The sequence below is a fragment of the Streptomyces sp. NPDC094448 genome (assembly GCF_044763775.1).
Lineage (GTDB): Bacteria > Actinomycetota > Actinomycetes > Streptomycetales > Streptomycetaceae > Streptomyces.
Map to the genome: position 1 here is coordinate 673,388 of NZ_JBIWGU010000001.1, position 25,824 is coordinate 699,211.

At 72.5% G+C, this 25,824-nt stretch carries 20 protein-coding genes; 14 read left to right on the top strand and 6 right to left on the bottom strand.

Annotation, left to right across the window (positions count from 1 at the left end):
* Positions 1-19 precede the first annotated feature (19 nt).
* The 5 genes from ACIQ9E_RS02745 to fdhD all read right to left on the bottom strand — a co-directional run bounded on the left by ACIQ9E_RS02745 (position 20) and on the right by fdhD (position 5,881).
* A complete protein-coding gene (locus tag ACIQ9E_RS02745; protein ID WP_403700833.1) occupies positions 20-475 on the bottom strand; it encodes an RICIN domain-containing protein in 456 nt (151 codons plus the stop codon).
* A gap of 166 nt (positions 476-641) precedes the next feature.
* Positions 642-1,469, bottom strand: coding sequence for an aldo/keto reductase (locus tag ACIQ9E_RS02750; RefSeq protein WP_403700836.1), 828 nt, complete (start codon positions 1,467-1,469; stop codon positions 642-644).
* Between the two features lie 240 nt (positions 1,470-1,709).
* Positions 1,710-2,759 (bottom strand): LLM class flavin-dependent oxidoreductase, encoded by a 1,050-nt coding sequence (locus ACIQ9E_RS02755; RefSeq protein ID WP_403700838.1) that lies wholly within the window; start codon positions 2,757-2,759, stop codon positions 1,710-1,712.
* Positions 2,760-2,853: 94 nt separating this feature from the next.
* On the bottom strand, positions 2,854-4,677 hold the full coding sequence (locus ACIQ9E_RS02760) for an AMP-dependent synthetase/ligase (protein ID WP_403700841.1): 1,824 nt from the start codon (positions 4,675-4,677) through the stop codon (positions 2,854-2,856).
* Positions 4,678-5,020: 343 nt separating this feature from the next.
* Entirely contained in the window at positions 5,021-5,881 is an 861-nt protein-coding gene (fdhD, locus tag ACIQ9E_RS02765; protein WP_403700843.1) for a formate dehydrogenase accessory sulfurtransferase FdhD, read from the bottom strand.
* A 317-nt stretch (positions 5,882-6,198) separates the two neighbouring features.
* Here fdhD and ACIQ9E_RS02770 point away from each other — a divergent pair, with 317 nt between their 5' ends.
* Positions 6,199-7,161 (top strand): beta-ketoacyl-ACP synthase III, encoded by a 963-nt coding sequence (locus ACIQ9E_RS02770; RefSeq protein WP_403700846.1) that lies wholly within the window; start codon positions 6,199-6,201, stop codon positions 7,159-7,161.
* Positions 7,162-7,198: 37 nt separating this feature from the next.
* On the opposite strand, the gene ACIQ9E_RS02775 is transcribed toward ACIQ9E_RS02770, so the two are convergent.
* Positions 7,199-7,603, bottom strand: coding sequence for a hypothetical protein (locus ACIQ9E_RS02775; protein ID WP_403700849.1), 405 nt, complete (start codon positions 7,601-7,603; stop codon positions 7,199-7,201).
* Positions 7,604-7,773: 170 nt separating this feature from the next.
* Between ACIQ9E_RS02775 and ACIQ9E_RS02780 the strand changes: the two genes are divergently transcribed.
* The 13 genes from ACIQ9E_RS02780 (at position 7,774) to ACIQ9E_RS02840 (ending at position 25,823) form a co-directional block, all read left to right on the top strand.
* Entirely contained in the window at positions 7,774-8,256 is a 483-nt protein-coding gene (locus ACIQ9E_RS02780; RefSeq protein ID WP_403700852.1) for an NUDIX domain-containing protein, read from the top strand.
* 203 nt (positions 8,257-8,459) lie between these two features.
* The gene (locus ACIQ9E_RS02785) at positions 8,460-9,641 is read left to right on the top strand and encodes an ROK family protein (RefSeq protein ID WP_403700855.1); all 1,182 of its coding nucleotides are present in this window, start codon (positions 8,460-8,462) and stop codon (positions 9,639-9,641) included.
* A gap of 546 nt (positions 9,642-10,187) precedes the next feature.
* Entirely contained in the window at positions 10,188-11,711 is a 1,524-nt protein-coding gene (locus tag ACIQ9E_RS02790) for a sugar ABC transporter ATP-binding protein (RefSeq protein WP_403700858.1), read from the top strand.
* On the top strand, positions 11,708-12,748 hold the full coding sequence (locus ACIQ9E_RS02795) for an ABC transporter permease (RefSeq protein ID WP_403700861.1): 1,041 nt from the start codon (positions 11,708-11,710) through the stop codon (positions 12,746-12,748). Before ACIQ9E_RS02790 ends, ACIQ9E_RS02795 begins: the two co-directional genes overlap by 4 nt.
* 73 nt (positions 12,749-12,821) lie before the next feature.
* Positions 12,822-13,871 carry a substrate-binding domain-containing protein gene (locus ACIQ9E_RS02800; RefSeq protein ID WP_403700864.1) on the top strand — a complete coding sequence of 350 codons (1,050 nt, stop codon included), beginning with the start codon at positions 12,822-12,824 and terminating at the stop codon, positions 13,869-13,871.
* A 46-nt stretch (positions 13,872-13,917) separates the two neighbouring features.
* Complete coding sequence (locus tag ACIQ9E_RS02805; protein WP_403700866.1) at positions 13,918-15,120, top strand: Gfo/Idh/MocA family protein; 1,203 nt, start codon at positions 13,918-13,920, stop codon at positions 15,118-15,120.
* Between the two features lie 140 nt (positions 15,121-15,260).
* Complete coding sequence (locus ACIQ9E_RS02810) at positions 15,261-16,265, top strand: sugar phosphate isomerase/epimerase family protein (RefSeq protein ID WP_403700868.1); 1,005 nt, start codon at positions 15,261-15,263, stop codon at positions 16,263-16,265.
* A 338-nt stretch (positions 16,266-16,603) separates the two neighbouring features.
* Positions 16,604-20,326 carry a ThuA domain-containing protein gene (locus tag ACIQ9E_RS02815; RefSeq protein ID WP_403700870.1) on the top strand — a complete coding sequence of 1,241 codons (3,723 nt, stop codon included), beginning with the start codon at positions 16,604-16,606 and terminating at the stop codon, positions 20,324-20,326.
* Between the two features lie 190 nt (positions 20,327-20,516).
* Entirely contained in the window at positions 20,517-21,719 is a 1,203-nt protein-coding gene (locus ACIQ9E_RS02820; RefSeq protein ID WP_403700873.1) for an inositol-3-phosphate synthase, read from the top strand.
* Positions 21,720-21,856: 137 nt separating this feature from the next.
* Positions 21,857-23,122: a UbiA family prenyltransferase gene (locus tag ACIQ9E_RS02825; protein ID WP_403701335.1), complete on the top strand. Its 1,266-nt coding sequence runs from the start codon at positions 21,857-21,859 to the stop codon at positions 23,120-23,122.
* A gap of 241 nt (positions 23,123-23,363) precedes the next feature.
* A complete protein-coding gene (locus tag ACIQ9E_RS02830; RefSeq protein WP_403700876.1) occupies positions 23,364-24,221 on the top strand; it encodes a sugar phosphate isomerase/epimerase family protein in 858 nt (285 codons plus the stop codon).
* Positions 24,215-24,970, top strand: a complete 756-nt coding sequence (locus ACIQ9E_RS02835) for an EboA domain-containing protein (protein ID WP_403700879.1) — start codon at positions 24,215-24,217, stop codon at positions 24,968-24,970. Before ACIQ9E_RS02830 ends, ACIQ9E_RS02835 begins: the two co-directional genes overlap by 7 nt.
* A 4-nt stretch (positions 24,971-24,974) precedes the next feature.
* Positions 24,975-25,823 carry a TatD family hydrolase gene (locus ACIQ9E_RS02840; protein WP_403700882.1) on the top strand — a complete coding sequence of 283 codons (849 nt, stop codon included), beginning with the start codon at positions 24,975-24,977 and terminating at the stop codon, positions 25,821-25,823.
* The last annotated feature ends 1 nt before the right edge of the window (position 25,824 follow it).

Genomic DNA, 25,824 nt, shown 5'->3' on the forward strand with positions numbered 1-25,824 from the left:
GCCGGCCGGAACGGGCGCCTCAGCCGCAGGACTCCAGACGCCACTGCTGGTGCGCCCCGTCCGTGTCCTCCCACTGCTGGACCCGGGCCCCCGGCTCCTTGCTGCCGTCGGCCACCTCCAGCAGCAGCCCGCTGACAAAGCTGACCACGGCGTACGCGCCGGGCGCGTCCACCAGCGACTCGATGACCCACTCCTGGGCACCGAAGTTGTTGGGCCGCCACTGCTGGATACGGGCGCCGTTCTCGGTGGAAGCGTCGGCGACGTCCAGCCGCTTACCGCTGGAGACGCTCACGAAGTGGTACAGCCCGCTGCCGTTCGGCACCGGTTCGATCCGCCACTGCTGGACCGCCTCCCCCGTCTCCCGTGCCTGCTGCACGATGGCGCCGCTGCTCTTGACGCCGCCGTACACCTCCAGGACCAGCCCACTGGCGATATTGCGCACCAGATAGCGGCCCGGTGTGAAAGCCCCGCTCACCGTCCGTACTCCCTGTTCCCGCCGTACTCGGCGACACTGCCGTTCCCCGCCGGCCCCGGCCGGTCTCCGCCGGTCCCGTCGGCTTCGCCGATCACGCCGTCCGCGGTCCGATAAACGATCGTACGAGAAGCCGGGCGCGCCGCCGCACGCGTGCCCCGGGACTCCTTCAGCCGAAGTCCGCCGGGTCCGGGCCCAGCCGCCGCCCCTCGTCCAGCGCCGCGAAGGCCGCCAGATCGTCGGAGTCCAGTGCGAAGTCGAAGACGTCGATGTTCTCCCGGATCCGGGAGGGCGTCACGGACTTCGGGATGACGACGTTCCCCGTCTGCAGATGCCAGCGGAGCACCACCTGTGCGGGCGTACGGTCGTGCTTGCGGGCCACCGCGGCCACCGCGGGCACCGTCAGCAGCCCCCGGCCCTGGCCCAGCGGGGACCAGGCCTCGGTGACGATGCCGTGCCGCCGGTGCACGGCCCGCGACTCCGCCTGCTGGAACTGGGGGTGCAGTTCGATCTGGTTGACCGCGGGTACGACGGACGTCTCCGAGATGAGCCGGTCCAGATGCTCCGGCAGGAAGTTCGACACACCGACGGCACGGGCCCGGCCGTCGGAGAGGATCTTCTCGAACGCCCGCCAGGTATCCACGTACGCGTCCCGCCGCGGTACCGGCCAGTGCATCAGATACAGGTCGACGTAGTCCGTGCCGAGCCGGGCGAGCGAGGCGTCGAAGGCGCGCAGCGCCTTGTCGTACCCGTGGTCGCTGTTCCACAGCTTCGTGGTGAGGAACAGCTCCTCGCGGGGGATGCCCGAAGCGGCGACGGCCCGGCCGGTGCCGGTCTCGTTCTCGTACGCGGCGGCGGTGTCGATGCTGCGGTAGCCGGCCTCCAGGGCCGTGGAGACCGCCGCTACCGCCTCGTCGTCGGAGACCTGCCAGACGCCGAGGCCGAGCTGCGGCATGGCGACGCCGTTGTTGAGGGTGAGGGAGGGGACCTTGCTCACGGGGGTGCGTCCTTCTCTGATCGGCAGACACGGGGGCAGGCGCCCGGGACGGCGACCCGGTTTCACCGGGGCGCCGTCGGACGGACGCCTGTCTCCATGAAAAGCCGTCGGGACCGATCGGGCATCCCCGCCCCCCGCCCTCGGCCCCCGGGCCGGGTCCGGCCCGCGGCCGCCGGTCCGTGGTCGGCCACGGTCACCCGCGCCGGGGACGCCCAGCCGGGTCCGGCCCGCGGCCGCCGGTCAGGCGAACGCGGGCATGATCCGGTCGTGGATCAGCCGCAGCTGCTCCTGTGCCCCCGGCACCTGCGGCAGATCCCGCCCGGTGAAGGCATTCACCAGGGTCCGGTCGGTCACCGCGCAGATCAGATGGTTGACCCCGGCCGCGGCGATCTGGTCCCGGATCTTCTCGACGCACTCCTCTGGCGTCCCCGACACCGAGAGCCGCTCGGTGACCTCGGGTGACGTCAGCTCGATGCCCCGGGCCAGGTCTCCCGCCCTGATGGCGTCCACCACCGGCTTCAGCTCCGCCGGGTCCACCCCGTTGCGCCGGATCTGCTCGTCGGACATCGACGAGGCGTAGATCCCGACCATGCTGCGGGCCGCCTCGCGCGCCGCCGCCGAGTCCTCCGCGGTGGCGACGACCACCCAGGCCCCGATGTCCAGCGACGCCACGTCCCGGCCCGCCCGCTCGGCACCGGCCCGCACATGCCGGACCATGTACTCGTACGCCTCCCGGGTATAGCTCAGCGCGTGATGGCAGCCGTCCGAGAACTCCCCGGCCGCCTCGAAGGTGCGCGGCCCGCGCATCCCGCCGAGCTTCAGCGGCACCCGCTCCTGCACCGGCCGGGCGAAGGTGAACAGCCCGTCGTACGTGTGGAACTCGCCGTCGAAGGTGATGGCCCCCTCGTCCAGCAGGGTCCGCACCACATGCAGGGCCTCCTTGGTGCGGGAGAGCGGCTTCATTCCCGCGGGGTTGATCCGGTACTGCTCCAGCAGACCCGTGTTTCCGCTGGACAGCACGGCCTCGGCCCGTCCGCCCGACACCTCGTCCAAGGTGGCCAGGGCCTGGGCCAGAAGCGTCGGTTCACGCAGCAGGACCGGGGTGACACTGGGGCCCAGCCGGATCGACCGGGTCCTGGTCGCCGCCACGGCGAACAGCACCCACAGATCCTTGTGCCAGGTCTCGTCCGTCGCGTAACAAGCGTAGAACCCCAGCTCGTCCGCGAGTTCGATGGTCTCGACAGCCTCCGCGACAGGGTGGTCGGGGAGTAATGCGTAACTGAATTTCATGCGGGCATTGTGGGGCACGGAGGTCCCCCTGACGCCCACTACGACGATTTTCGGACGGTTTTCCCGTCCGTCCCCGGCTTCGGCGCCCGGCCCGTCACCGGTACAGTGCCTCCACCTCGGCCGCGTACGCCTCTTCGATCGCCCGCCGCCTCAGCTTCAGGGACGGGGTGAGCAGCCCGTGCTCCTCCGTGAAGGGATGCGCCAGTATCCGGAACGTACGGATCGACTCCGCCTGCGACACCTGCGCGTTCGCCTGCACCACCGCCCGCCGGATCTCCGTCTCCAGCTCCGGGTCGCGGACCAGCTCGCCAGGGGCCAGCGCGGGCCGGCGGAGCATCGCCAGCCAGTGGTCCACCGCCTCCTGGTCCACCGTGACCAGGGCCGCCACGAACGGCCGGTCGTTCCCGACCACCAGACACTGCGCCACCAGCGGATGCGCACACACCCGCCGCTCCAGCGGCACCGGCGAGACGCTCTTGCCGCCGGAGGTCACCAGGACCTCCTTCTTCCGGCCCACGATGGTGAGATAGCCGTCCTCGTCCAGTGCCCCGAGATCGCCCGTGGCCAGCCAGCCGTCGTGGAGGACGGCGGCGGTGGCCGCCGGGTCGGAGTGGTATCCGGCGAAGACCTGCGGCCCGTGCAGCCAGATCTCGCCGTCGTCCGCGATATGGACGGTCGTGCCCGGTACGGGTGGTCCGACCGTGCCGAACTTGGTCCGGCCGGGCGGGTTGCCGGTCGCCGCGCCCGCGGTCTCGGTCAGTCCGTACCCCTCCATGACGGTGATGCCCGCGCCCTCGAAGAAGAGCCCGAGCCGCCGGTCCATGGCCGAACCGCCGGACATGGCGTGCCGCATCCGGCCACCGAACAGTTCCCGCACCCGCGAGTAGACCGTCCGGTCGAAGAGCTGGTGCTGCACCCGCATCGCCGCCGACGGGCCCGGCCCCCGGCCGAACGCCCGCTGCTCCAGCGCCTCCGCGTACCGTACGGCCGCCTCCGCCGCCTTCTCGAAGCTCCCCGCCTTCCCGTCCCGCTCCGCCGTCCGCCGCACCTCGGCGTAGATCTTCTCGAAGACGTACGGCACGGCCAGGACGAACGTGGGCCGGAAAGACGCCAGATCCGCCAGCAGCTCATCGCCCGCGACCGCGGGCTGATGGGCGAGCCGCACCCCGCTCCGCACCGCCGCGATCTGCACCGTCCGCCCGTACACATGCGCCAGCGGCAGGAACAGCAGCGTCGACGCGTCCTCGCCGGGCCGGCCGCGCAGCGCCGCCTCCCAGTGGTCGTTCAGCGTGTCGCACTCGAACATCAGATGGGCATGGGTCAGAACGCAGCCCCGGGGGCGGCCGGAGGTACCCGAGGTGTAGACGACGGTCGCCGTGGAATCGGGGGTGACGGCCCGCCGGTGCCGGTGCACCACCTCGTCGTCGATCCGCTCACCGGCCGCCATCAGACCGTCGACCGCGCCCGCGTCGAGCTGCCACAGGCGTTTGAGCAGCGGCAGCCCGCCGATCAGCGAACCCACGGTCATGGCGTGGTCCTCGTGCTCCACCAGAGCGGCGGACACCTCGGCGTCCTGGAGCATCCAGAACACCTGCTCCCGCGAGGACGTCGGATACACCGGTACGGAGTGGGCGCCGACCGTCCACAGGGCGAAGTCGAAGAGGGTCCACTCGTAGCGGGTACGGCACATCAGCGCGACCCGGTCGCCGAACCGGACCCCGTCGGCTATCAGGCCCTTGGCGAGGGCGAGTACCTCGTCCCGGAAGCGCGCCGAGGTCACCTCTTCCCAGTCGCCGCTCGCGCCTCTGCGACTCAGGGCGACCCGGTCCGGGAACCGTCCGGCGCGGTGGAACACCGCGTCGGCCAGTCCGCCGACGAGAGGGGGCGCGTCCAGCGGGGGGACAGTGAACTCGCGCAATGGCCTGCTCCTTGTGGCGCTCCGCACAGCGCGCGCGACGCTACCCCACCGGGAAGCCCCGCGGGACACCGTTGCAGAACTATTGGAGGAATGGCCACGCAGGGCGATGAACGGCATCGCCACAGGTCAGAGGCGCTGAGGGGACAAAAGGCGGAGGCCGGCCCCCGGAACCGGGGCGGGGCGGACGGCCCGCGGAGTCGGATCTCCATCAAATCCGACCCGTCAGGACACGTCTACTTTGCCGAACTTTACCTCCCGTTGGGGCGCACAACGGCATATAAGACGGCGCGCGGAGCAGCGCGCACGCTCGGCGCAAAGGCGCTTCCGGGCGGAGCCCGTGACCTCAGGCGTCCGCGCCGTCCGGCGCCGCGCTCCCGGCGGCGGTGATGCGCTCCGCGCCCGTGTACACGTTCATATTCGGGCCGCGCAGAAAACCCACCAGCGTCAGCCCCGACTCCGCCGCCAGGTCCACCGCGAGCGAGGACGGCGCGGAGACCGCCGCCAGCACCGGGATCCCCGCCATCACGGCCTTCTGGACCAGCTCGAAGGAGGCCCGGCCGGAGACCAGGAGCAGGGCACGCGACAGCGGCAGACCGCCGTTCTGCACCGCCCGGCCGATCAGCTTGTCGACCGCGTTGTGCCGCCCCACGTCCTCCCGTACGTCCAGCAGCTCACCGCCCTCCGAGAAGAGGGCCGCCGCGTGCAGTCCGCCGGTACGGTCGAACACCCGCTGCGCGGCGCGCAGCCGGTCCGGGAGCCCGGCGAGCAGCTCCGGGGACAGCCGGAGCCCGGGGGAGTCGGCGACGGGGAAGCGGGTCCGGGTGCGTACGGCGTCGAGGCTGGCCTTGCCGCAGAGCCCGCACGAGGACGTGGTGTACACCTTGCGCCGCAGATCGGTCTCGGGTTCGGGTACGCCCGGCGCCAGCTTCACATCGACCACGTTGTAGGTGTTCACACCCTCGGCGGTCGCCCCCGCGCAGTACAGGATCTGCCGGACGTCGTCGGCCGCCCCGATCACGCCCTCGCTGACCAGGAAACCGGTGGCGAGGGCGAAATCGTCGCCCGGGGTGCGCATGGTGATCGCCAGCGGTTCGCCGTTGAGCCGGATCTCCAGCGGTTCCTCGACGACCAGGGTGTCCGGGCGGTCGGAGACCGCGCCGTCCCTGATCCGGAGGGTGCGGCGGCGCTCGGTCACCCGTCCCATCGGTGATCACATCCCGTTCTTCGGCGGCGCCGCCCGGTGGCGTACGGCCCGGTCGGGCCGTACGGCGGCGGACCCATTCTCCGGTACCGGCGCAGGCTCGCGGTGCCGGTGCCGGGCCCGTTCCGTGCCCGTTCCCCGGCCGCCGGGAAGGCGCGGGACGCCCTCCCCGCGTACCTCCATGCCACACCGGCCCCCTCGGCTCCACCGGAAAGCTACAGAAAACAGGGGGCGAATCCTGTTGGGTCACCCGCCGCCGTACCAGGGGGTAGCCGCGAACACTGGGGAGTTCGTACGTCCGCGGAAAGGGAAACCCGGCCATGATCGGATCGCGTATCACGTCACTGGGGCACTACCAGCCGGCGTCCGTCCTGACCAATGCGGACCTCGAAGCCCTGGTGGACACCAGCGACGAGTGGATCCGCTCGCGGGTCGGCATCCGTACCCGGCACCGGGCCGCCGCCGACGAGCCGGTGGACGAGCTGGCGGCGCACGCCGCGGCGAAGGCCCTGGCCGGAGCCGGGCTGACCCCCGGCGATATCGACCTCGTCCTGGTCGCGACCTCCACGGCGATCGACCGCTCCCCGAACACCGCGGCCCGGGTCGCGGCCCGGCTCGGCATGGGTTCGCCCGCCGTGATGGACCTCAATGTGGTCTGCGCCGGTTTCACCCACGCCCTGGCCACCGCCGACCATGCCATCCGCGCCGGTTCCGCCCGCCGGGCCCTGGTCGTCGGCGCCGACGAGATGACCGCGATCACGGACTGGACCGACCGTACGACCTGCGTGCTCACCGGTGACGGCGCGGGCGCGGCGGTCGTCGAGGCGGCCGGGTACGAGGGCCACGACGAGGCGCCGGCTCCCGGTATCGGGCCGGTGGTCTGGGGTTCGGTGCCCGAGATGGGCCATGCCGTACGGATCGAAGGCACACCGCCCCGTTTCGCCCAGGAGGGGCAGACCGTCTACCGCTGGGCCACCACCCAGCTGCCGCCCATCGCCCGCTCGGTCTGCGAGCGCGGCGGCGTCGACCCGGCCGATCTGGCGGCGGTCGTCCTGCACCAGGCCAATCTGCGGATCATCGAGCCGCTGGCCCGGAAGATCGGCGCGGTCAACGCGGTGATCGCCCAGGACGTCGTCGAATCGGGCAACACCTCGGCCGCGTCGATCCCGATGGCGTTCTCCAAGCTCGTCGAGCGCGGCGAGATCCCGAAGGGCGCCCCGGTGCTCCTCTTCGGCTTCGGCGGCAACCTCTCGTACGCGGGCCAGATCGTCCGCTGCCCCTGAGGGGGCACGGGAGAGAAGCGGCCGCGGCCCCGGCCGGTCAGGGCCCGGCGGCGAGCAGGGCCGCGGACGCCGGTGCGAACGGCGGCGTCCCGCCGTCGGACAGCAGCCGATCGGGAAGGCAGAGGTTGAGCTCGGGGTCGCACTTCGACCCGGCGGGGCAGCGCACCAGGACGCATCCCCTGAGGGGATGGCAGGTGTGACAGGCGGGGCAGCTGGTGGCCCGGCACCTCGGTGCGGCGACCCCGGCCCGTGCGGCCGCCTCACCGCAGCCACCCGGTGCCGCCGGAGCCGGAGCCGCTGCGGCGGGCTGCCCCGCTGCCTCGGCCGGGTCGGCGGCCCGCAGGGTCTGCGCCCCGGCGACCGGTCCGGCCAGTGCCAGCGCCAGTGTTGCGGCGGCCAGGGCGACGGTACGGCTCGGGCGTGTTCGGCGCGTCGTCCTCACGGGCGGGTGCTCCTCGGTCGATGGGCTTGCCGGCCCCCGCCCCTGCTGCCCAGCGCAGCACGGCACCCCGGACCGCGCAACACGGAGAGCGTGCGATCGGCGACGGTGGGCTACGGGTCCGGTCCGCTCGAACGGGTGCCGGGCGGACCGGCGCCGGGCAGACTGGGCGCATGGCGGCGATTCGGAGCGCGGGGCTGGTGCTGTACCGCGAGCGCGACGGCGGGACCGAGGTCCTCATCGGGCATATGGGCGGTCCGCTCTGGGCGGGCAAGGACGAGCACGCCTGGTCGTTCCCGAAGGGGCAGTACGGCGACGACGAAACGCCCGAGGCCGCGGCCCGGCGCGAGTTCGAGGAGGAACTGGGTCTCGCCCCGCCCGAGGGCCCCTGGCAGCCCCTGGGCGAGGTACGCCAGCCGAACGGGAAGCTCGTCACGCTCTGGGCCCTCGCGGGCGAACTCGACCCCGATCGGGTGGTTCCGGGGCTGTTCCGCATGGAGTGGCCCCCGCGGTCCGGCCGGATCCAGGAGTTCCCGGAACTCGACCGGGTGGCCTGGACGGACCTGCCGACGGCCCGGCGGCTGCTGGTCAAGGGGCAAATCGCATTCCTCGACAAGCTGGCCGAGCTGACGGCGGACGGCACGGGCCGCGCGTAGGCCCTGTCCGGGCTGAGCCCCTTCTCATCGGCGATCGTCCTCGTACCGCCCCATCTTTGTCCAGACTGTGGAAGAAGTTGTCATAGAACTCTGCGCAAGTTCTTCCCCCTCGGGGAAAGCGCTGCTACGTTCCCCTCGAAAGCCGGATCAGCCACCGGGGTCCCCACGCCGACGGCCGGGGGAAGGGAGGGGAAATGAGACGCATGACCGCTCGACCCGCGAACGCGCACCAGGCGAAGCTGCTCAAGCTGCTGCGTGACGGGGGGCCCAGCTCCCGGGCCCAGCTCGGCGATCTCGTGGACCTCTCCCGCTCCAAACTCGCCGTCGAGGTCGACAAACTGCTGGAGACCGGGCTGGTCGTCGCGGACGGTCTGGCCGCCTCCCGCGGCGGACGGCGCTCCCACAACATCCGGCTCGCCCCCGAACTCCGCTTCCTCGGCGTCGACATCGGCGCCACCTCCGTGGACGTCGCGGTCACCAATGCCGAACTGGAGGTGCTCGGACACCTCAACCACCCGATGGACGTCCGCGAAGGACCCGTCGCGGTCTTCGAGCAGGTCCTCGCGATGGCCGCCAAGCTGAAGGCCACCGGACTCGCCGAGGGCTTCGACGGCGCCGGCATCGGCGTCCCGGGCCCGGTCCGCTATCCCGAGGGCGTCCCGGTCGCCCCGCCGATCATGCCCGGCTGGGACGGTTTCCCCGTCCGGGAGGCGCTCAGCCAGGACCTCGGCTGCCCGGTCATGGTCGACAACGACGTGAACCTGATGGCCATGGGCGAACAGCACGCCGGAGTGGCCCGTTCGGTCGCCGACTTCCTCTGCGTCAAGATCGGTACGGGGATCGGCTGCGGCATCGTCGTCGGCAGCGAGGTCTACCGCGGTACGACCGGCAGCGCCGGGGACATCGGCCATATCCAGGTCGACCCCTACGGCCGGGCCTGCGCCTGCGGCAACAAGGGCTGTCTGGAGGCCCACTTCAGCGGTGCGGCACTGGCCCGTGACGCCGAGGAGGCGGCCCGCTCCGGACGCTCGCCCGAACTGGCCGAACGGCTCGCGGCGGCAGGCAGACTGACCGCCGCGGACGTCTCGGCCGCCGCTTCCGCCGGGGACACCGCCGCGCTGGAACTGATCCGCGAGGGCGGAAACCGCGTCGGCCAGGTCGTCGCCGGTCTCGTCAGCTTCTTCAATCCGGGTCTGGTGGTGATCGGCGGCGGGGTCACCGGCCTCGGTCATACGCTGCTGGCCGCCGTCCGGACCCAGGTCTACCGCCAGTCGCTCCCGCTGGCCACCGGAAACCTGCCCATCGTCCTGGGTGAACTGGGCGCCGTCGCCGGAGTCATCGGCGCCGCCCGGCTCATCAGCGACCACCTGTTCTCGCCGGCCTGACAGAGCCGGCGGCACCACCGCACCACCGCACGCACCACCGAGCACCTCCGCACCACTCGTCATCGCAAGGGCGCGGCCGCACCGCCGAGTACCACCGGCACCACCCGGTACGAGGCGCGGCCGCACCGCCGGACACCAACCCGCACCATCGTCGACGCACGACGCACGACGCACGACGCACGACGCACGACGCACCGTTCCTCCACCCTCACCCACCCACCCTCACCCACCGATCCGCCACCCACGACACCCCGCCGCACACCCCGCGCGCACCACCGGAACGCTCCGGCCGTGCCGTAGGTAACACGTGCCACCACGCAGATGCCACCAGGCTTTTCGCCGTCCGGCACATACCGCCGCGCGCCCCGCTTCCGGCGCCGCGCCCACCCCGTACACCATCAGCACACCTTCAGCGCACACCATCAGCTCCCCCCACCCGTCACAGACGCCTGCCGTACCGCACCGCGCCTCCGCGCGCCCGCGGCCGAGTCCGCGGGCCCCGTCCGGCGTGCCGCCGGACGGCCGCACCCGCCGAGGGGAACAGCCATGGCACCAGAACCTCCCTTGCTCACCATGTCCGGCATCACCAAGTCGTTCCCCGGGGTCCGCGCGCTCGACGGCGTGGACCTGGAGGTCGCGGCCGGTGAGGTCCACTGCCTCCTCGGCCAGAACGGCGCGGGCAAGTCCACCCTGATCAAGGTGCTCGCCGGGGCCCATCAGCCCGACGACGGCACCATCACCTGGCGCGACGAACCCGTCGCGCTGCGCTCGCCGATCGCCGCCATGCGGCTCGGTATCGCCACCATCTACCAGGAACTCGACCTGGTGGAGGGCCTGTCGGTGGCCGAGAACGTCCATCTCGGACACGAGCCCACCACCGCCGGGTTCGTCGTCCGCGCCGCCGCGGCCCGGTCCGCCACCGCCGCGCTGCTGCGAAGGCTCGGCCACCCCGAGATCGACCCGGCCAGGACGGTCGGCGAACTCTCCGCCGCCCAGCAGCAGATCGTCTCCATGGCCCGCGCCCTCTCCCACGACGTACGGCTGATCGTGATGGACGAACCGTCGGCCGCCCTCGACCCGGACGAGGTCGACAACCTCTTCCGGATCGTCGCCGATCTGACCGGGGACGGGGTCGCCGTCGTCTACATCTCGCACCGGCTGGAGGAAATCCGCCGGATCGGGGACCGGGTCACCGTCCTCAAGGACGGCCGGGCCGTGGCCCGCGGACTGCCCGCCGATTCGACCCCGACGAACGAGGTCGTCTCCCTGATGACCGGCCGGAAGGTCGAGTACATCTTCCCCGAGCGGCCCACCGGACCCGCCCGGGCGGCCGGAGAACCGGTACTGCGGGTGGAGGGGCTCAGCCGCGCGGGCGAGTTCGCCCCCGTCGATCTGGAGCTGCGCCCCGGGGAGATCGTCGGCCTCGCCGGGCTCGTCGGCTCCGGCCGCTCCGAGATCCTGGAGACGGTCTACGGGGCCCGCCGCCCCGACTCCGGCCGGGTCCTGGTCGAGGGCCGGCCGCTGCGGCCCGGCAGTGTCCGGGCCGCGGTCGCCGCCGGTATCGGGCTCGCCCCCGAGGAGCGCAAGGCACAGGGCCTGCTGCTGACCGAATCCGTCACCCGCAACGTCTCGGTCTCCACGCTCTCCCGCTTCGCCCGCCTGGGCTGGATCGACCGGTCCGCGGAGCGCGCCGCGGCCCGCGCCGCGACCCGGGAACTCTCCCTGCGCCCCGACAACCCCGACGCCGCCGTGCGCACCCTCTCCGGCGGCAACCAGCAGAAGGCGGTCCTCGCCCGCTGGCTGCTGCGCGGCTGCAAGGTGCTGCTCCTGGACGAGCCGACCCGGGGTGTGGACGTCGGGGCCCGCGCGGAGCTGTACGCCGTCATCCGGCGGCTCGCCGACGAGGGGCTGGCCGTGCTCCTCGTCTCCAGTGAGGTGCCCGAGGTGCTGGGCCTCGCGGACCGGGTGCTGGTGCTGCGCGAGGGCAGCGTCGTGCACACGGCCGACGCCCGCGACCTCGACGAGCACCGCGTCCTCGACCTTGTGATGGAAGGGAACCCGACGGCATGACGCAGCCCGCATCCGCGGCGCGCCAGGACGCGCCCGGCCTGGTGAAGACACCGCAGCAGAAGGAACCGAAGGGGGCGGGCCCCGCCTTCGGGCTCCGGCTCGACCTCCGCAATCTGTCGCTGCTCGGGGTGCTCGCCGCCCTGATCGTGGTCGGCGGCTTCACCAAACCGGACGAGTTCCTCGCCGTCAGCAATCTCCAGCTGGTCCTCACCCAGGCGTCGATCATCGGGGTCGTCACCGTCGGCATGACCTTCGTCATCACCAGCGGCGGTATCGACCTGTCGGTCGGCGCGATGGTGGCCCTGGCGTCCGTATGGGCCACCACGCTCGCCACCCAGGAGTACGGCTTCGCGGGCATCCTGTTCACCGCGATCGTCGTCGGCGTCGGCTGCGGACTGGTCAACGGGGTGCTGATCGCCTACGGCGGACTCGTCCCCTTCATCGCGACCATCGCGATGCTCGCCTCCGCCCGCGGTCTCGCCCTCCAGATCACCGACGGCAAGACCCAGATCGTGACCGTCGACTCGGTGCTCGACCTCGGGGTCAAGGACGCCTACGTCCTGGGTATCCCGCCGCTGGTGCTGATCTTCGCCGCGGTCGTCGTCATCGGCTGGCTGGTGCTGAACCGCACCACCTTCGGCCGCCGCACCTTCGCCGTCGGCGGCAACCCGGAGGCCGCCCGGCTCGCCGGGATCGACGTCCGCCGCCAGCGCCTCTACCTCTACGTCCTCTCCGGACTCTGCTGCGGTATCGCCGCGTTCATGCTCGTCGTGCTCTCCGGCTCCGGCCAGAACACCAACGGCAATCTGTACGAGCTGGACGCGATCGCCGCGGCCATCATCGGCGGCACCCTGCTCAGCGGCGGCCGCGGCACCATCGTCGGCTCCGTCCTCGGAGTCCTGATCTTCACCACGATCACCAATATCTTCGCCCTCAACAACCTGGAGACCGCGGTCCAGCAGATCGCCAAGGGCGCGATCATCGTCGTCGCGGTCCTGGTGCAGCACCACACGCTGCGCCGCCGCGGGGAGACCTGACCGGCCCCGCCCGGCCTCGTACCAACCGACCTGCCCACCCTCACCATCCGCCGAGCCGAAGGGTCCGATCGTCATGCCCGAAATCTCATCGACCTCCCGCAGAGGCCTCCTCTTCGGAACCGCAGCCCTCTCCGCCGGAGCCCTGATCACCGGCTGCACCAGCAACGAGCCCGAAAAGAAGGACTCCGCCGCCCCCGCCAACGCCCCGGTCACCGACGGTTCCCCCGGGAAGGCCGTCACCATCGGCTTCGCCGGACCGCAGGCCGACCACGGCTGGCTCAACGCCATCAACGACAACGCCAAGCAGCGGGCGAAGAAGTACTCCGACGTCACCCTGGAGATCACCGAGGGGTCCAATGACACCGCCGCCCAGATCGGGCAGGTGCAGACCCTGATCAACAAGAAGGTCGACGTCCTCGTCATCCTCCCCGCCGACGGGAAGGCGCTGACCCAGGTCGGCCTCCAGGCCATGAAGGCCGGTATCCCGGTGATCAACCTGGACCGGATCTTCGCATCGCCCCAGGCCTACCGCTGCTGGATCGGCGGCGACAACTACGGCATGGGCCTGAACGCCGGGAACTACATCGGCGAACAGCTGAAGGACAAGCCGAACGCCAAGGTGGTCGAACTGGCCGGGGTGGACAACCTCGAACTGACCAAACAGCGCACCCAGGGCTTCGACGACGCCCTGAAGAACTACCCCAACATCCGGAAGGTCGCCCGCCAGGCCGCCGACTTCACCGTCGAGTCCGGGCAGGCCAAGATGGCCCAGCTGCTCCAGGCCCAGTCGGAGTTCGACGCCCTCTGGAACCACGACGACGACCAGGGCGTGGGCGCCCTGCGGGCCATCGCCCAGGCGGGCCGCAAGGACTTCATCATGGTCGGCGGCGCCGGCGCCAAATCCGCCATGGACGCCATCAAAGCCGACAACAGCGTGCTGAAGGCGACCGTCCTCTACCCGCCGACGATGGCCGCATCCGCCATCGACATCGCGCGCGCCGTCGCCCAGGGCAAGGGGGTGGGCGGCATGGCCGAGATGGAGATCCCCGCCTCGATCACCCTCTACTCGGCCGTCGTCACCAAGGACAACGTCGACCAGTACCTGCCCACCGGCTTCATCTGACCGGCACGCCCGCCCCCACCGAGCAGACCGACGAGGAGGATTCCGCATGGCACAGCAGGAAAGTGAGGCCGCAGCGCCGACGCTCGGCGTCGGCATGGTCGGATACGCGTTCATGGGCGCCGCCCACTCCCAGGGGTGGCGCAATGTGAGCCGCGTCTTCGACCTGCCGGTCCGGCCGGTGCTCGCCGCGATAGCCGGACGCGATCCGTCAGCGGTGAGAGCCGCCGCGGACCGCCACGGCTGGGCGGCGGCCGAGACCGACTGGCGCGACCTCATCGCCCGGGACGACGTACAGCTCGTCGACATCTGCACCCCGGGCGACTCCCATGCGGAGATCGCGATCGCCGCTCTGGAGGCGGGCAAGCACGTGCTGTGCGAGAAGCCGCTGGCCAACACGGTGGCGGAGGCCGAGGCCATGGCGGCGGCCGCGGAGGCGGCCGCCGCCCGCGGCCAGCTCGCCATGGTGGGCTTCAACTACCGCCGGGTCCCGGCCGTCGCCCACGCCCGGGAGCTGATCGCCGCCGGCCGCCTCGGCACCCTGCGCCATCTGCGCTTCACCTATCTCCAGGACTGGCTGGTCGACCCCGCGTTCCCGCTGACCTGGCGGCTGCTCAAGGAGCACGCGGGCTCCGGCGCGCTCGGCGATCTCGGCGCCCATATCGTCGACCTCGCCCAGTATCTGGCGGGGGAGAGGCTGCTCGGGGTCTCGGCCCTGGCGCAGACCTTCGTCACCGAGCGTCCGCTGCTCGCGGGCGCGTCCGCCGGGCTCTCGGGCGGCGGGTCCGGCGGCGGTGAGCCCGCCTACGGCCGGGTCACGGTCGACGACGCGGCCCTGTTCAACGGGCGGCTGCCGTCCGGGGCGCTGGCGTCCTTCGAGGCGACCCGGATGGCCGCGGGCCGCAAGAACGCCCTGCGGTTCGAGATCAACGGCGAACTCGGCTCCCTCGCCTTCGATCTCGAACGGCTCAACGAACTCTCCTTCCACGACCACACCGAGCCCGCGTCGTCCTCCGGTTTCAAGCGGATCCTGGTCACCGAGGCCGACCACCCCTATCTGGCGGCCTGGTGGCCGCCCGGCCATGCCCTCGGCTACGAGCACACCTTCACCCACCAGGCCAGGGACCTGGTCGAGGCGCTGGCCGCCGGTGCCCCGGCCGCACCGTCCTTCGCCGACGGACTCCAGGTGCAGCGGGTGCTTTCGGCCGTGGAGCGCAGCGCCGCGCAGGATGCGGTCTACACCCCCGTGTAACCGGCAAGAAGGTTCGGGAGGCCCCCGGCGGACCCGTCCGCCCCCCGCGCCGCGTCCGCCCCGGGCGGCCCGTCCCGCACCCCGTACCCCCGACCCCGCTCGCTGATCAGGACAGCACAGGAAAGGTCAGGAGAGACGCCATGCCACGTCCGTTCACGCTCTTCACCGGCCAGTGGGCCGATCTGCCGCTGGAGGAGGTGTGCCGGCACGCCCGCGACTTCGGCTACGACGGGCTGGAGCTGGCCTGCTGGGGCGACCATTTCGAGGTGGACAAGGCGCTGGCGGACCCCTCGTACGTCGAGGGCCGCCACGCCCTGCTGGAGAAGTACGGCCTCAAGTGCTGGGCGATCTCGAACCATCTGGTCGGCCAGGCCGTCTGCGACCATCCCATCGACGAGCGGCACCGCGCCATCGTCCCGGCCAGGATCTGGGGCGACGGCGAGCCCGAAGGCGTACGGCAGCGGGCCGCGGCCGAGCTGAAGGACACCGCGCGGGCCGCGGCCGCGTTCGGTGTCGACACCGTCGTCGGCTTCACCGGCTCGTCGATCTGGTATCTGAACGCGATGTTCCCGCCCGCCCCCGAAGCGATGATCGACCGGGGGTACGAGGACTTCGCCGAACGCTGGAATCCGATCCTCGACGTCTTCGACGCGGAGGGCGTCCGCTTCGCCCACGAGGTCCACCCCAGCGAGATCGCGTACGACTACTGGACCACCCGGCGGGCCCTCGACGCCGTGGGCCACCGCCCGGCCTTCGGGCTCAACTTCGACCCCAGCCACTTCGTCTGGCAGGACCTGGACCCGGTGGGCTTCCTCTACGACTTCCGGGACCGGATCTACCACGTCGACTGCAAGGACGCCCGGAAACGGCTCGACGGCCGCAACGGCCGGCTCGGGTCCCATCTGCCCTGGGGCGACCCGCGGCGCGGCTGGGACTTCGTATCGGCCGGACACGGCGACGTGCCGTGGGAGGACGTCTTCCGGATGCTCCGGTCGATCGGCTACTCCGGCCCGGTCTCGGTCGAGTGGGAGGACGCCGGGATGGACCGGCTCACCGGAGCGCCACAAGCGCTTGCCACGCTGAAGCAGTACGACTTCGAGCCGCCCGCCGCCTCCTTCGACGCGGCCTTCGGCAGCGCCGACTGACCCCAGCAGGGCGGCGGAGCCGCAGGTGGGAACGGTCTCGTCGGTCCGGTGGCGATCGGAGTCGACGAGCCGGTCAGACCTGCCCTCAACCGGCTTTGTCCCGTCCCTGGGGAAAGTTCAACTTCCTTTCTGCGCAAGGGCTTTCCGTTTGGGACGAACGCAACTACCGTCCCAGATGTGTACAGCCCACGGGGAGCATCCGAGGCCCCGGGTCCGGACCAGTGCCGGACCGGAGCCACCGGAAGCGACCCAGGTGGTCCCCGGTGTGACGGCGCACTCCGGTTCCCCCGCCGCTACGGCGTCCCGCCCGTTCGACCGGTCCCTACCGGAGGAGATTCGTGCACCCGAACCGAAGCAGACCACGAGCGCGCAGAGCCCTCGCGCTTCTGACCGGCGCCCTGCTCGCCGCCACCTCGTTCACCCTCGGCGCCCCGCAGTCCGCCGCCGCGGCCGGGCCCGGACAGTCCCGGCAGTCGGCCGCGGAACCGGCCGCCGACTCCTTCCAGCAGATCACCCTCGCCAAGGGCGCCGCCGAAACCGGCGAGCCGATGTCCATGGCGGTCCTGCCGGACCGCAGCGTGCTGCACACCTCGCGCAACGGCGAGCTGCGGATGACCGACTTCACCGGGGCCACCCGGATCGTCGGCCGGATCCCCGTCTACTCGCACGACGAGGAGGGGCTCCAGGGCATCGGCCTGGACCCGAAGTTCGCGCAGAACCGTTATGTCTATCTCTACTACGCACCCCCGATGAGCACCCCCGCGGGTGACGCCCCCAACGAGGGCACCGCGGAGGAGTTCGCCAAGTGGGACGGCGTCAACCGGCTCTCCCGGTTCGTCCTGAAGGCGGACGGCACCCTCGACAACGCCAGCGAGAAGAAGATCCTCGACGTCCCCGCCACCCGCGGGATCTGCTGCCACGTCGGCGGTGACATCGACTTCGACGCGCAGGGCAACCTCTATCTGTCGACCGGCGACGACTCCAACCCCTTCGCCTCCGACGGCTACACCCCGGTCGACGACCGGCCGGGCCGCAACCCCGCCTACGACGCCCGCCGCACCTCGGGCAACACCAACGACCTGCGCGGCAAGCTGCTCCGCATCAAGGTCAACGAGGACGGCTCCTACTCGGTCCCCGAGGGCAACCTCTTCGCGCCCGGCACCCCGAAGACCCGCCCCGAGATCTACGCGATGGGCTTCCGGAACCCGTTCCGGTTCAGCGTCGACCAGAAGACCGGTACGGCGTACGTCGGCGACTACGGGCCCGACGCGGCCACCGCCGACCCCAAGCGGGGCCCTGCCGGAGCCGTCGGCTTCGTCAAGGTCGACAAGCCGGGGAACTTCGGCTGGCCGTACTGCAACACCTTCAAGCAGCCGTATGTGGACTGGGACTTCGCCACCAAGCAGCCCGGCGCCACCTTCGACTGCGACGCCCCGAAGAACGAGTCGCCGCACAACACCGGACTCGTCGACCTGCCGCCCGCGCAGAAGGCGTGGATCCCCTACGACGGCGGCTCGGTGCCCGAGTTCGGCACCGGCGGCGAATCCCCGATGGGCGGCCCGGTCTACCGCTACGACAAGGACAACCCGTCCCCGGTGAAGTTCCCCGAGGCGTACGACGGCGACTACTTCGCCGGTGAGTTCGGCCGCCGCTGGATCAAGCGCGTCGAGCAGAACGCCGACGGCACCGTCGCCAAGATCAACCCGTTCCCGTGGAGCGGCACCCAGGTCATGGACATGCAGTTCGGTCCGGACGGTGCCCTGTACGTCCTCGACTACGGCACCGCCTGGTTCGGCGGCAACGAACACTCCGCGCTCTACCGCATCGAGAACGCCACCGGCGGCCGGTCGCCCTCCGCGGAGGCCAAGGCCAACCGGACCTCCGGCAAGGCCCCGCTGAAGGTCGCCTTCTCCTCGGCCGGCACCACCGACCCCGACGGCGACGCCCTCACCTACTCCTGGGCCTTCGGCGACGGTGGCACCTCCACCGAGCCCAACCCGACGTACACCTACCGCAAGAACGGCACCTACACCGCCACCCTCACGGTGAAGGACCCCACCGGCCGCATCGGCGGCGCCAGTGTCCGCGTCGTGGTCGGCAACACCGCCCCCAAGGTCGTCCTGGAGGCGCCCGCCGACGGAGCCCTGTTCGCCTTCGGCGACGAGGTCCCCTTCAAGGTGAAGGTCACCGACCCCGAGGACGACGCCGCGGGCGGCGTCGACTGCTCCAAGGTCGAGGTCAGCTACTTCCTCGGCCACGACAGCCACGCCCACAAGCTGACCAGCGCCAAGGGCTGCTCCGGCACCATCAAGACCCCCGGTGAGGGCGGCCACGACCCCAACGCCAACATCTACGGCGTCCTCGTCGCCGAGTACACCGACCAGGGCGGCGGCGGCCAGGAGGCCCTGCCCGCCAAGGACGAGCTGATGCTCCAGCCCCGCCACCGGCAGGCCGAGCACTTCAGCGCCCAGTCCGGCATCCGTACCTACGACAAGCCCGCCGCCAACGGCGGCAAGACCGTCGGCGACATCGACAACGACGACTGGATCTCCTTCAAGCCCTACAGCCTCGCCGGGTCCACCAAGCTCACCGCCCGGATCTCCTCCGGCGGCGCGGGCGGCTTCCTGGAGGTCCGCACCGGCTCCCCCACGGGCAAGATCCTCGGCTCCGGGCCGATCCCCGTGACCGGCGGCTGGGAGGTCTTCCAGGACGTGGACATCCCGCTGCGGGGCGTCCCGAAGGCGTCCACCGAACTGTTCCTCGTCTTCAAGGGCGGCGCCGGGGCGCTGTACGACCTCGACGACTTCGAGTTCTCCAGCAGCCCGCCGGACCGCACCGCCAAGCGGGTCCTGGTCTTCACCAAGACGGCCGGCTTCCGGCACGACTCCGTCGCCGCCGGTACCGCGGCCCTGAAGGAACTCGGCAAGGGCAGCAACATCACCGTCGACTCCACCGAGTCCGCGGCCCAGTTCACCACCAGCAACCTTGCCCGCTACGACGCCGTCGTCTTCCTCTCCACCACCGGCGACGTCCTCAACGCCGAACAGCAGCAGGCCTTCGAGAACTACATCCGCACCGGCGGCGGCTACATGGGCGTCCACGCGGCCGCCGACACCGAGTACGACTGGCCGTTCTACGGCGAACTCGTCGGCGCCTACTTCTCCGGCCACCCGCAGATCCAGTCCGCGACCGTCCGCACCGAGGACCGCACCCACCCCGCGACCCAGCACCTCGGCGCCGAGTGGATCCGGACCGACGAGTGGTACAACTACCGCACCAACCCGCGTGACAAGGTCCGGGTCCTCGCCACCCTCGACGAGACCACCTTCCAGGGCGGCACCATGAAGGGCGACCACCCGATCGCCTGGTGCCGGACCTACGAGGGCGGACGCTCCTTCTACACCGGCGGCGGCCACACCAAGGAGTCGTACGCCGAGCCCGCCTTCCGCGAGCACCTCCTCGGCGGACTGCGCACCGCGTCCGGCCAGGTCAAGGCCGACTGCACCCCGCAGAAGGGCGAGCGCCCGATCTTCAACGGCAAGACCCTCGACGGCTGGAAGCAGGCCGGACCGGGCAAGTTCAACGTCACCGACGGCGAACTGCGCTCCGAGGGCGGCATGGGCCTCCTCTGGTACCAGGCCAAGGAGCTGTCCTCGTACTCCCTGAAGCTGGACTGGAAGCTCACGGGCGACGACAACTCCGGGATCTTCGTGGGCTTCCCCGCCTCCGACGACCCCTGGTCGGCCGTGAACAAGGGCTACGAGATCCAGATCGACGCCACCGACGTCCCGGCGCGGACGACCGGCTCGGTCTACGGCTTCAAGTCCGCCGACCTCAAGGCCCGGGACCGGGTCCTGCGGCCGCCCGGCCAGTGGAACAGCTACGAGATCAAGGTCCAGGGGGAGCGGCTCCAGGTCTTCCTCAACGGCGCCAAGATCAACGACTTCACCAACACCAACCCGGCCCGCAGCCTGAAGGACGGCTACATCGGGCTCCAGAACCACGGCCCGCAGGACAAGGTGTCCTTCCGGAACATCACCCTCAAGGAACTGCCGCAGTAGTCGTACGGCAGCCATGAACGGCGGCGGGCGGGGAGGCGCCGTACCCCCGCCCGCCGTCCCTCACGGGGAGGCGCCGCACCACCGGCTCCGGCCGGTCGGCGCCTTCGCCCCGCCCCTCTCTTCACCCGCGCCCGACGGTGCGGGTACCCCTCAGCGCCCCGGCACCAGGAACGACGCAAGGAGGCAGCCCGTGCCGCAGGAATCCGCCCCGCACGCATCCCCTTCGACCGACCCCCTCGCGACCGCTTCCCCCGCCCACGGCGACCCGGGCCACGGCCCCCACCCCCCGGCGCGCACCGGCGTCTGGTTCATCGGCGCACGCGGCTCCGTCGCCACGACGGCCGTCGCGGGCTGCGCCGCGGTCACCGCCGGACTGCACCCGCCGACCGGCATGGTCACCGAGACCCCGCCGTTCGCCGCCGCCCGACTGCCCGCCCCCGGCGCCCTGGTCTTCGGGGGCCACGACATCGCCTGCGTACCCCTGCCCAAACGGGCCGAGGAGCTGACCACGGCCGGGGTGCTCCCGCCGGGTCTGGCCCGCGCCGTCCGGGCCGATCTGGCCGCCGCCGACGCGGAGATCCGCCCCGGCGGCCCCCAGCCCGGCGACATCCGGGGCGACGACGAACTCATCACCGCCTTCGCCGCCGACATCGTTGCCTTCCGCGAACGGCACCGGCTGGCCCGGGTCGTCGTCGTCAACGTCTCCTCCACCGAACCGCTGCCCGCCCCCGGCGCCGCCCGGCTCGCCCCCAGCTCCCTCTACGCGACCGCCGCGATCCGGGCCGGCTGCCCCTTCGTGAACTTCACCCCCTCCACCGGGCTGAACACCCCCGGTCTCCTGGCCGCCGTCGCGGCCCGCGGACTTCCTCACGCGGGCCGCGACGGCAAAACCGGCCAGACGCTGCTGCGCTCCGTACTCGCCCCCATGTTCGTCCAGCGCGCCCTGACCGTACGGGCCTGGTCGGGGACGAATCTGCTCGGCGGCGGGGACGGGGCGGCCCTGGCCGATCCGGCGGCGGCCGCGGCGAAGAACGCGGGCAAGGAGCGCGTCCTCGCCGATGTCCTCGGTACGGCACCCGAGGGCGAGGTCCATATCGACGACGTGCCCGCGCTCGGCGACTGGAAGACGGCCTGGGACCATATCGCCTTCGACGGCTTCCTCGGCTCCCGGATGATCCTCCAGACGATCTGGCAGGGCTGCGATTCGGCGCTCGCCGCACCGCTGGTGCTCGACCTGGCCCGGCTGGTGGCCCGCGCCCATGAACGGGGCCTGTCCGGTCCGCTGCCCCAGCTCGGCTTCTACTTCAAGGACCCGGACGGCGGCTCGTCCGCGCTGGCCGAGCAGTTCACGGAGCTGCTGTCCTTCGCGGACACGCTGCGGGACCCGCGGTGACCCCGGCGACCCTGCTGGGCCGGGCCGGGGAACCGGCCGGACGGCCGCGCCTGCGCGCCCTGTTCGTCCCTGGCCGGCAGGTCACGGCCGGGCTCCGCCGTCTGCTGCCGGCCGCATCCCGGGGCCCGGCGACACCGGTGGCCCCCGCGGCCGTCGCCGTACGCCCGGACCGCCCGGCGCGAGGTGCCGCCGCGCCCCCCGACCCCGGCCGCCCGGCGGCCGGTGGCCCCGTCCCGGGGGCGCGGTCGGCGCGCTCCCGGGACGGTCGGCCGTCCACCGGGGCGCGCCTGCGCGCCTGGGCCGAGCTGCTGCGCGTCTCCGCCGTCCTCTCCGTCCCCGGCGACGCCCTCGCGGGTGCCGCCGCCCGCGGACTGCGACCGAACCGCGGCACCCTGCTCGCCATCGGCACTTCGCTCTGCCTGTACGAGGCGGGGATGGCGCTCAACGACTGGGCCGACCGCGACGAGGACGCCGCCGAACGCCCCCACCGCCCGATCCCTTCGGGCCGGATCAGCCCCGCCGCCGCCCTGGCCGCGGTCGGTGTCCTGACCACGACCGGACTCGCCCTCGCCGCCCGCGCCGGGCGCCCGGCGCTCGCGGTCGCCGTGCCGCTCGCGGCCACGGTGTGGGCGTACGACCTCCGGCTGAAGCACACGGCCCTGGGCCCGGCGGCGATGGCCACGGCCCGCGCCCTGGACCTCGTCCTGGGCGCGACGGCAACGGCAACGGCGACGGCGACGGCGGCGCGCGCCGGGGCGGTGGGTCCGGCCCCCGCCGGATGGGAAGCCGGTCGTCCCCGGCGGTCTCCGGCACCGGCGCGCAGCCCTCGGCACCCGGCCGTACCGGATCCCGGGCGCTTTTCGCGGCCTCTCCCGGCGGGGCGCGCCGCGGGCCCGGCGACCGGGGCCGGCTCCGGGGGAGCCCCGGTCCTCCGGCGGCCGGCGCAGAACCTCCGCACACCGCACTCCGCACCGGCCCGCGGGGGAGTGCCGCCGGGCCCCGCCCGGGTGGTGCGGGCCGCCGCCGTGCTCGGGGCGCACACCTACGCCGTCACCGCCGTCTCCCGGCACGAGGTGCACGGCGGCTCCGTACGCGCCCCGCTCGGCGCCCTCGCCCTGGTCACGGCGGTCGGCGGTACGGCCGTACGGGACGGGCGGGCCCTGACGACCGCGCTGGGCGGCGCGTACCTGCGTACCGCCGCCGTCCCCTTCGCCCACGCCGCGCTCAACCCGTCCCCGCCGCTCACCGAGCGCGCCGTGGGCGGCGGGATCAGGGCCGTCATCCCGCTCCAGGCGCTGATCGCGGCCCGCGCCGGGCACCCGGCGGGAACGGCGACCGGGCTCGCGCTGACAGCCTTCGTCCCGCTCGCCCGCTCCCTCGCACGGAAGGTGAGCCCGACATGACACCGGCCCCGGCCCGCCCCGGCTCCGCGGCCATGCGCCAGGCTCTCGCCCGCCCCGGCCTCGCGCCCTCGCGCCCCGCGCCTGTCCGCCCCGGCCCCGTGGGCACGTACCCCGCCTCTCCCCGCCCCGGCCTCGCGGCTACCCGCATCGCCTCCGCCCGCCCCGGCCCTCCAGCCATGCGCCCCGCCCGCCCCGCTGCCCCGGCGGCGCCGACCGCCCCCGTACCGAAGGCGAGCACCCCATGACCCGGCTGAACCTCGGATACGGCACCAACGGACTGACCGACCTCCGTCTCCCGGACGCCCTCGCCGTCCTCGCCGACCTCGGCTACGACGGCGTCGGGCTGACCCTCGACCATATGCACCTCGACCCGCTCGGCCCCCGGCTGGCCGCGCGTACCGCGGAGACCGCCGCGCTCCTCGGGCGGCACGGGCTCGGTGTCGCCGTCGAGACCGGCGGACGGTACGTCCTCGACCCGCGCCGCAAGCACGGCCCTTCCCTCGTCGACCCCGAGCCCGAGGGCCGGGCCGCCCGCACCGGACTGCTGGTCACCGCGGTGCGGATCGCCGCCGACCTCGGGGCGACGGCGGTGCACTGCTTCAGCGGCATCACCCCGGCCGGCACGGACCGCGCGACCGCGTGGCGGCGGCTCACCGATTCCCTCGCGCCCGTCGTCGAGGCCGCCGGTGCCGCGGGCATTCCGCTCGCCGTCGAACCGGAACCGGGCCATCTGCTCGCCACCCTCGCCGACTTCCACCATCTCAGGGGCCTCCTCGGCGACCCGGAGCCGCTCGGACTCACGCTCGACATCGGACACTGCCGGTGTCTGGAGGACCGGAGCCCGGCCGAGTGCGTAAGGGACGCGGGGCCATGGCTCCGCCACGTACAGATCGAGGACATGCGCCGGGGAGTGCACGAGCATCTGCCGTTCGGGGAGGGCGAGATCGACTTCCCGCCCGTGCTCGACGCCCTCGCCGCCACCGGTTACCCGGGCCTGACGGTCGTCGAGCTGCCCCGCCACTCGCACGCGGGCCCCGAGCAGGCCCGCAAGTCCCTGGAGTTCCTGCGCACCGCGATCCGGGAGGCGGCGGCATGCTGAATTCCCACCAGAACCAGGACCAGAACCAGGACCAGAACCAGGACCAGACCCAGGACCAGACTCAGGCCCAGAGCCAGAGGCAGCAGGAGGCCGCCCTCGGCGCCGCGCTCGACGCGACGGCACGCGCCTGGCTGAGGACGGCCCTCGCACACGCCAGGTCCGCTGCGGCCGCCGTACCGCCGCCCGCCCCCGCCACCCGGCCCGGTCTCGATCCCGCCCCGGGCCGCCGCCCCCGCCCCGTCGACCCCTGGGAACTCTCCTTCTCCGCCGCCGGACGGCACCTCGGCCCCGAACACGCCGACACCGGCCGCGTTCTGCTCCTCCTCGCCGCGGCCGCCGACCTCACCACCCTCACCCGGCTCTACCACCGCGGCACCGCCGACGAGCGGCGCGCCGTCCTCCTCGCCCTGCCCCGTCTCGGCACCCCGGAGCCCGCCGCCGCCCTGCCGCTGGTCGAGGACGCCTTGCGTACCAACGACACCCGGCTCGTCGCCGCCGCCCTCGGCCCGTACGCCGCAGCCCACCTCACCCCGCACGCCTGGCGGCACGCCGTACTGAAATGCCTGTTCACCGGGGTCCCGCTGGCCGCCGTCGACGGGCTGGCCCGCCGCGCCCGCGGCGATACCGAACTCGCCCGGATGCTCGACCACTACGCCGCCGAGCGGACCGCCGCGGGCCGCCCCGTACCCCCCGACCTGACGCACGCGCTCGCCCTGACCGGCGTCGCCGTGCCGTCGAAGGAGGTCTGACCCCATGCGCATCTTCGACCCCCACATCCATATGACCTCCCGCACCACCGACGACTACGAGGCGATGTACGAGGCCGGGGTCCGGGGCCTCGTCGAGCCCGCGTTCTGGCTGGGCCAGCCGCGCACCTCGCCCGACAGCTTCTACGACTACTTCGACGCGCTCCTCGGCTGGGAGCCGTATCGCGCCGCCCAGTACGGCATCGCCCACCACTGCACGATCGCCCTCAACCCCAAAGAGGCCAACGACCCGCGCTGCACCCCCGTCCTGGACGAACTGCCGCGCTATCTCGTCAAGGACGGCGTCGTCGCCGTCGGCGAGATCGGCTACGACGCGATGACCCCCGCCGAGGACACCGCGCTCGCCGCCCAGCTCCAGCTCGCCGCCGAACACGGACTGCCCGCGCTGGTCCACACCCCGCACCGGGACAAACTCACCGGACTGCGCCGCACGATCGACGTCGTCCGGGAGTCGCACCTGCCGCCCGGCCGGGTCCTGCTGGACCACCTCAACGAGAACACCGTCGAGGAGGCCCTGGACAGCGGCTGCTGGCTGGGCTTCTCCGTCTACCCCGACACCAAGATGGACGAGGACCGGATGGTCGCCGTCCTCACCACGTACGGAACCGACCGGATGCTGGTGAACTCCGCCGCCGACTGGGGAAGGAGCGACCCGCTGAAAACCCGCCGGGTGGGAGAGGCGATGCTCGCGGCCGGATTCTCCGCCGCCGACGTCGACCAAGTGCTGTGGCGCAACCCCGTCGCCTTCTACGGACTCAGCGGCCGGCTCCGGCTGGACGTCCCCGCGCCGGGCGCCCTCCACGAGGGAAACTCCGTCCTGCGCGGCGGGGAATAGG

Coding starts and splice junctions, on each gene's coding strand:
- ACIQ9E_RS02755 (WP_403700838.1), bottom strand. CDS start 2,759: ATGAAATTCAGTTACGCATTACTCCCCGACCACCCTGTCGCGGAGGCT.
- fdhD (WP_403700843.1), bottom strand. CDS start 5,881: ATGGGACGGGTGACCGAGCGCCGCCGCACCCTCCGGATCAGGGACGGC.
- ACIQ9E_RS02770 (WP_403700846.1), top strand. CDS start 6,199: ATGATCGGATCGCGTATCACGTCACTGGGGCACTACCAGCCGGCGTCC.
- ACIQ9E_RS02780 (WP_403700852.1), top strand. CDS start 7,774: ATGGCGGCGATTCGGAGCGCGGGGCTGGTGCTGTACCGCGAGCGCGAC.
- ACIQ9E_RS02785 (WP_403700855.1), top strand. CDS start 8,460: ATGACCGCTCGACCCGCGAACGCGCACCAGGCGAAGCTGCTCAAGCTG.
- ACIQ9E_RS02790 (WP_403700858.1), top strand. CDS start 10,188: ATGGCACCAGAACCTCCCTTGCTCACCATGTCCGGCATCACCAAGTCG.
- ACIQ9E_RS02795 (WP_403700861.1), top strand. CDS start 11,708: ATGACGCAGCCCGCATCCGCGGCGCGCCAGGACGCGCCCGGCCTGGTG.
- ACIQ9E_RS02800 (WP_403700864.1), top strand. CDS start 12,822: ATGCCCGAAATCTCATCGACCTCCCGCAGAGGCCTCCTCTTCGGAACC.
- ACIQ9E_RS02805 (WP_403700866.1), top strand. CDS start 13,918: ATGGCACAGCAGGAAAGTGAGGCCGCAGCGCCGACGCTCGGCGTCGGC.
- ACIQ9E_RS02810 (WP_403700868.1), top strand. CDS start 15,261: ATGCCACGTCCGTTCACGCTCTTCACCGGCCAGTGGGCCGATCTGCCG.
- ACIQ9E_RS02830 (WP_403700876.1), top strand. CDS start 23,364: ATGACCCGGCTGAACCTCGGATACGGCACCAACGGACTGACCGACCTC.
- ACIQ9E_RS02835 (WP_403700879.1), top strand. CDS start 24,215: ATGCTGAATTCCCACCAGAACCAGGACCAGAACCAGGACCAGAACCAG.
- ACIQ9E_RS02840 (WP_403700882.1), top strand. CDS start 24,975: ATGCGCATCTTCGACCCCCACATCCATATGACCTCCCGCACCACCGAC.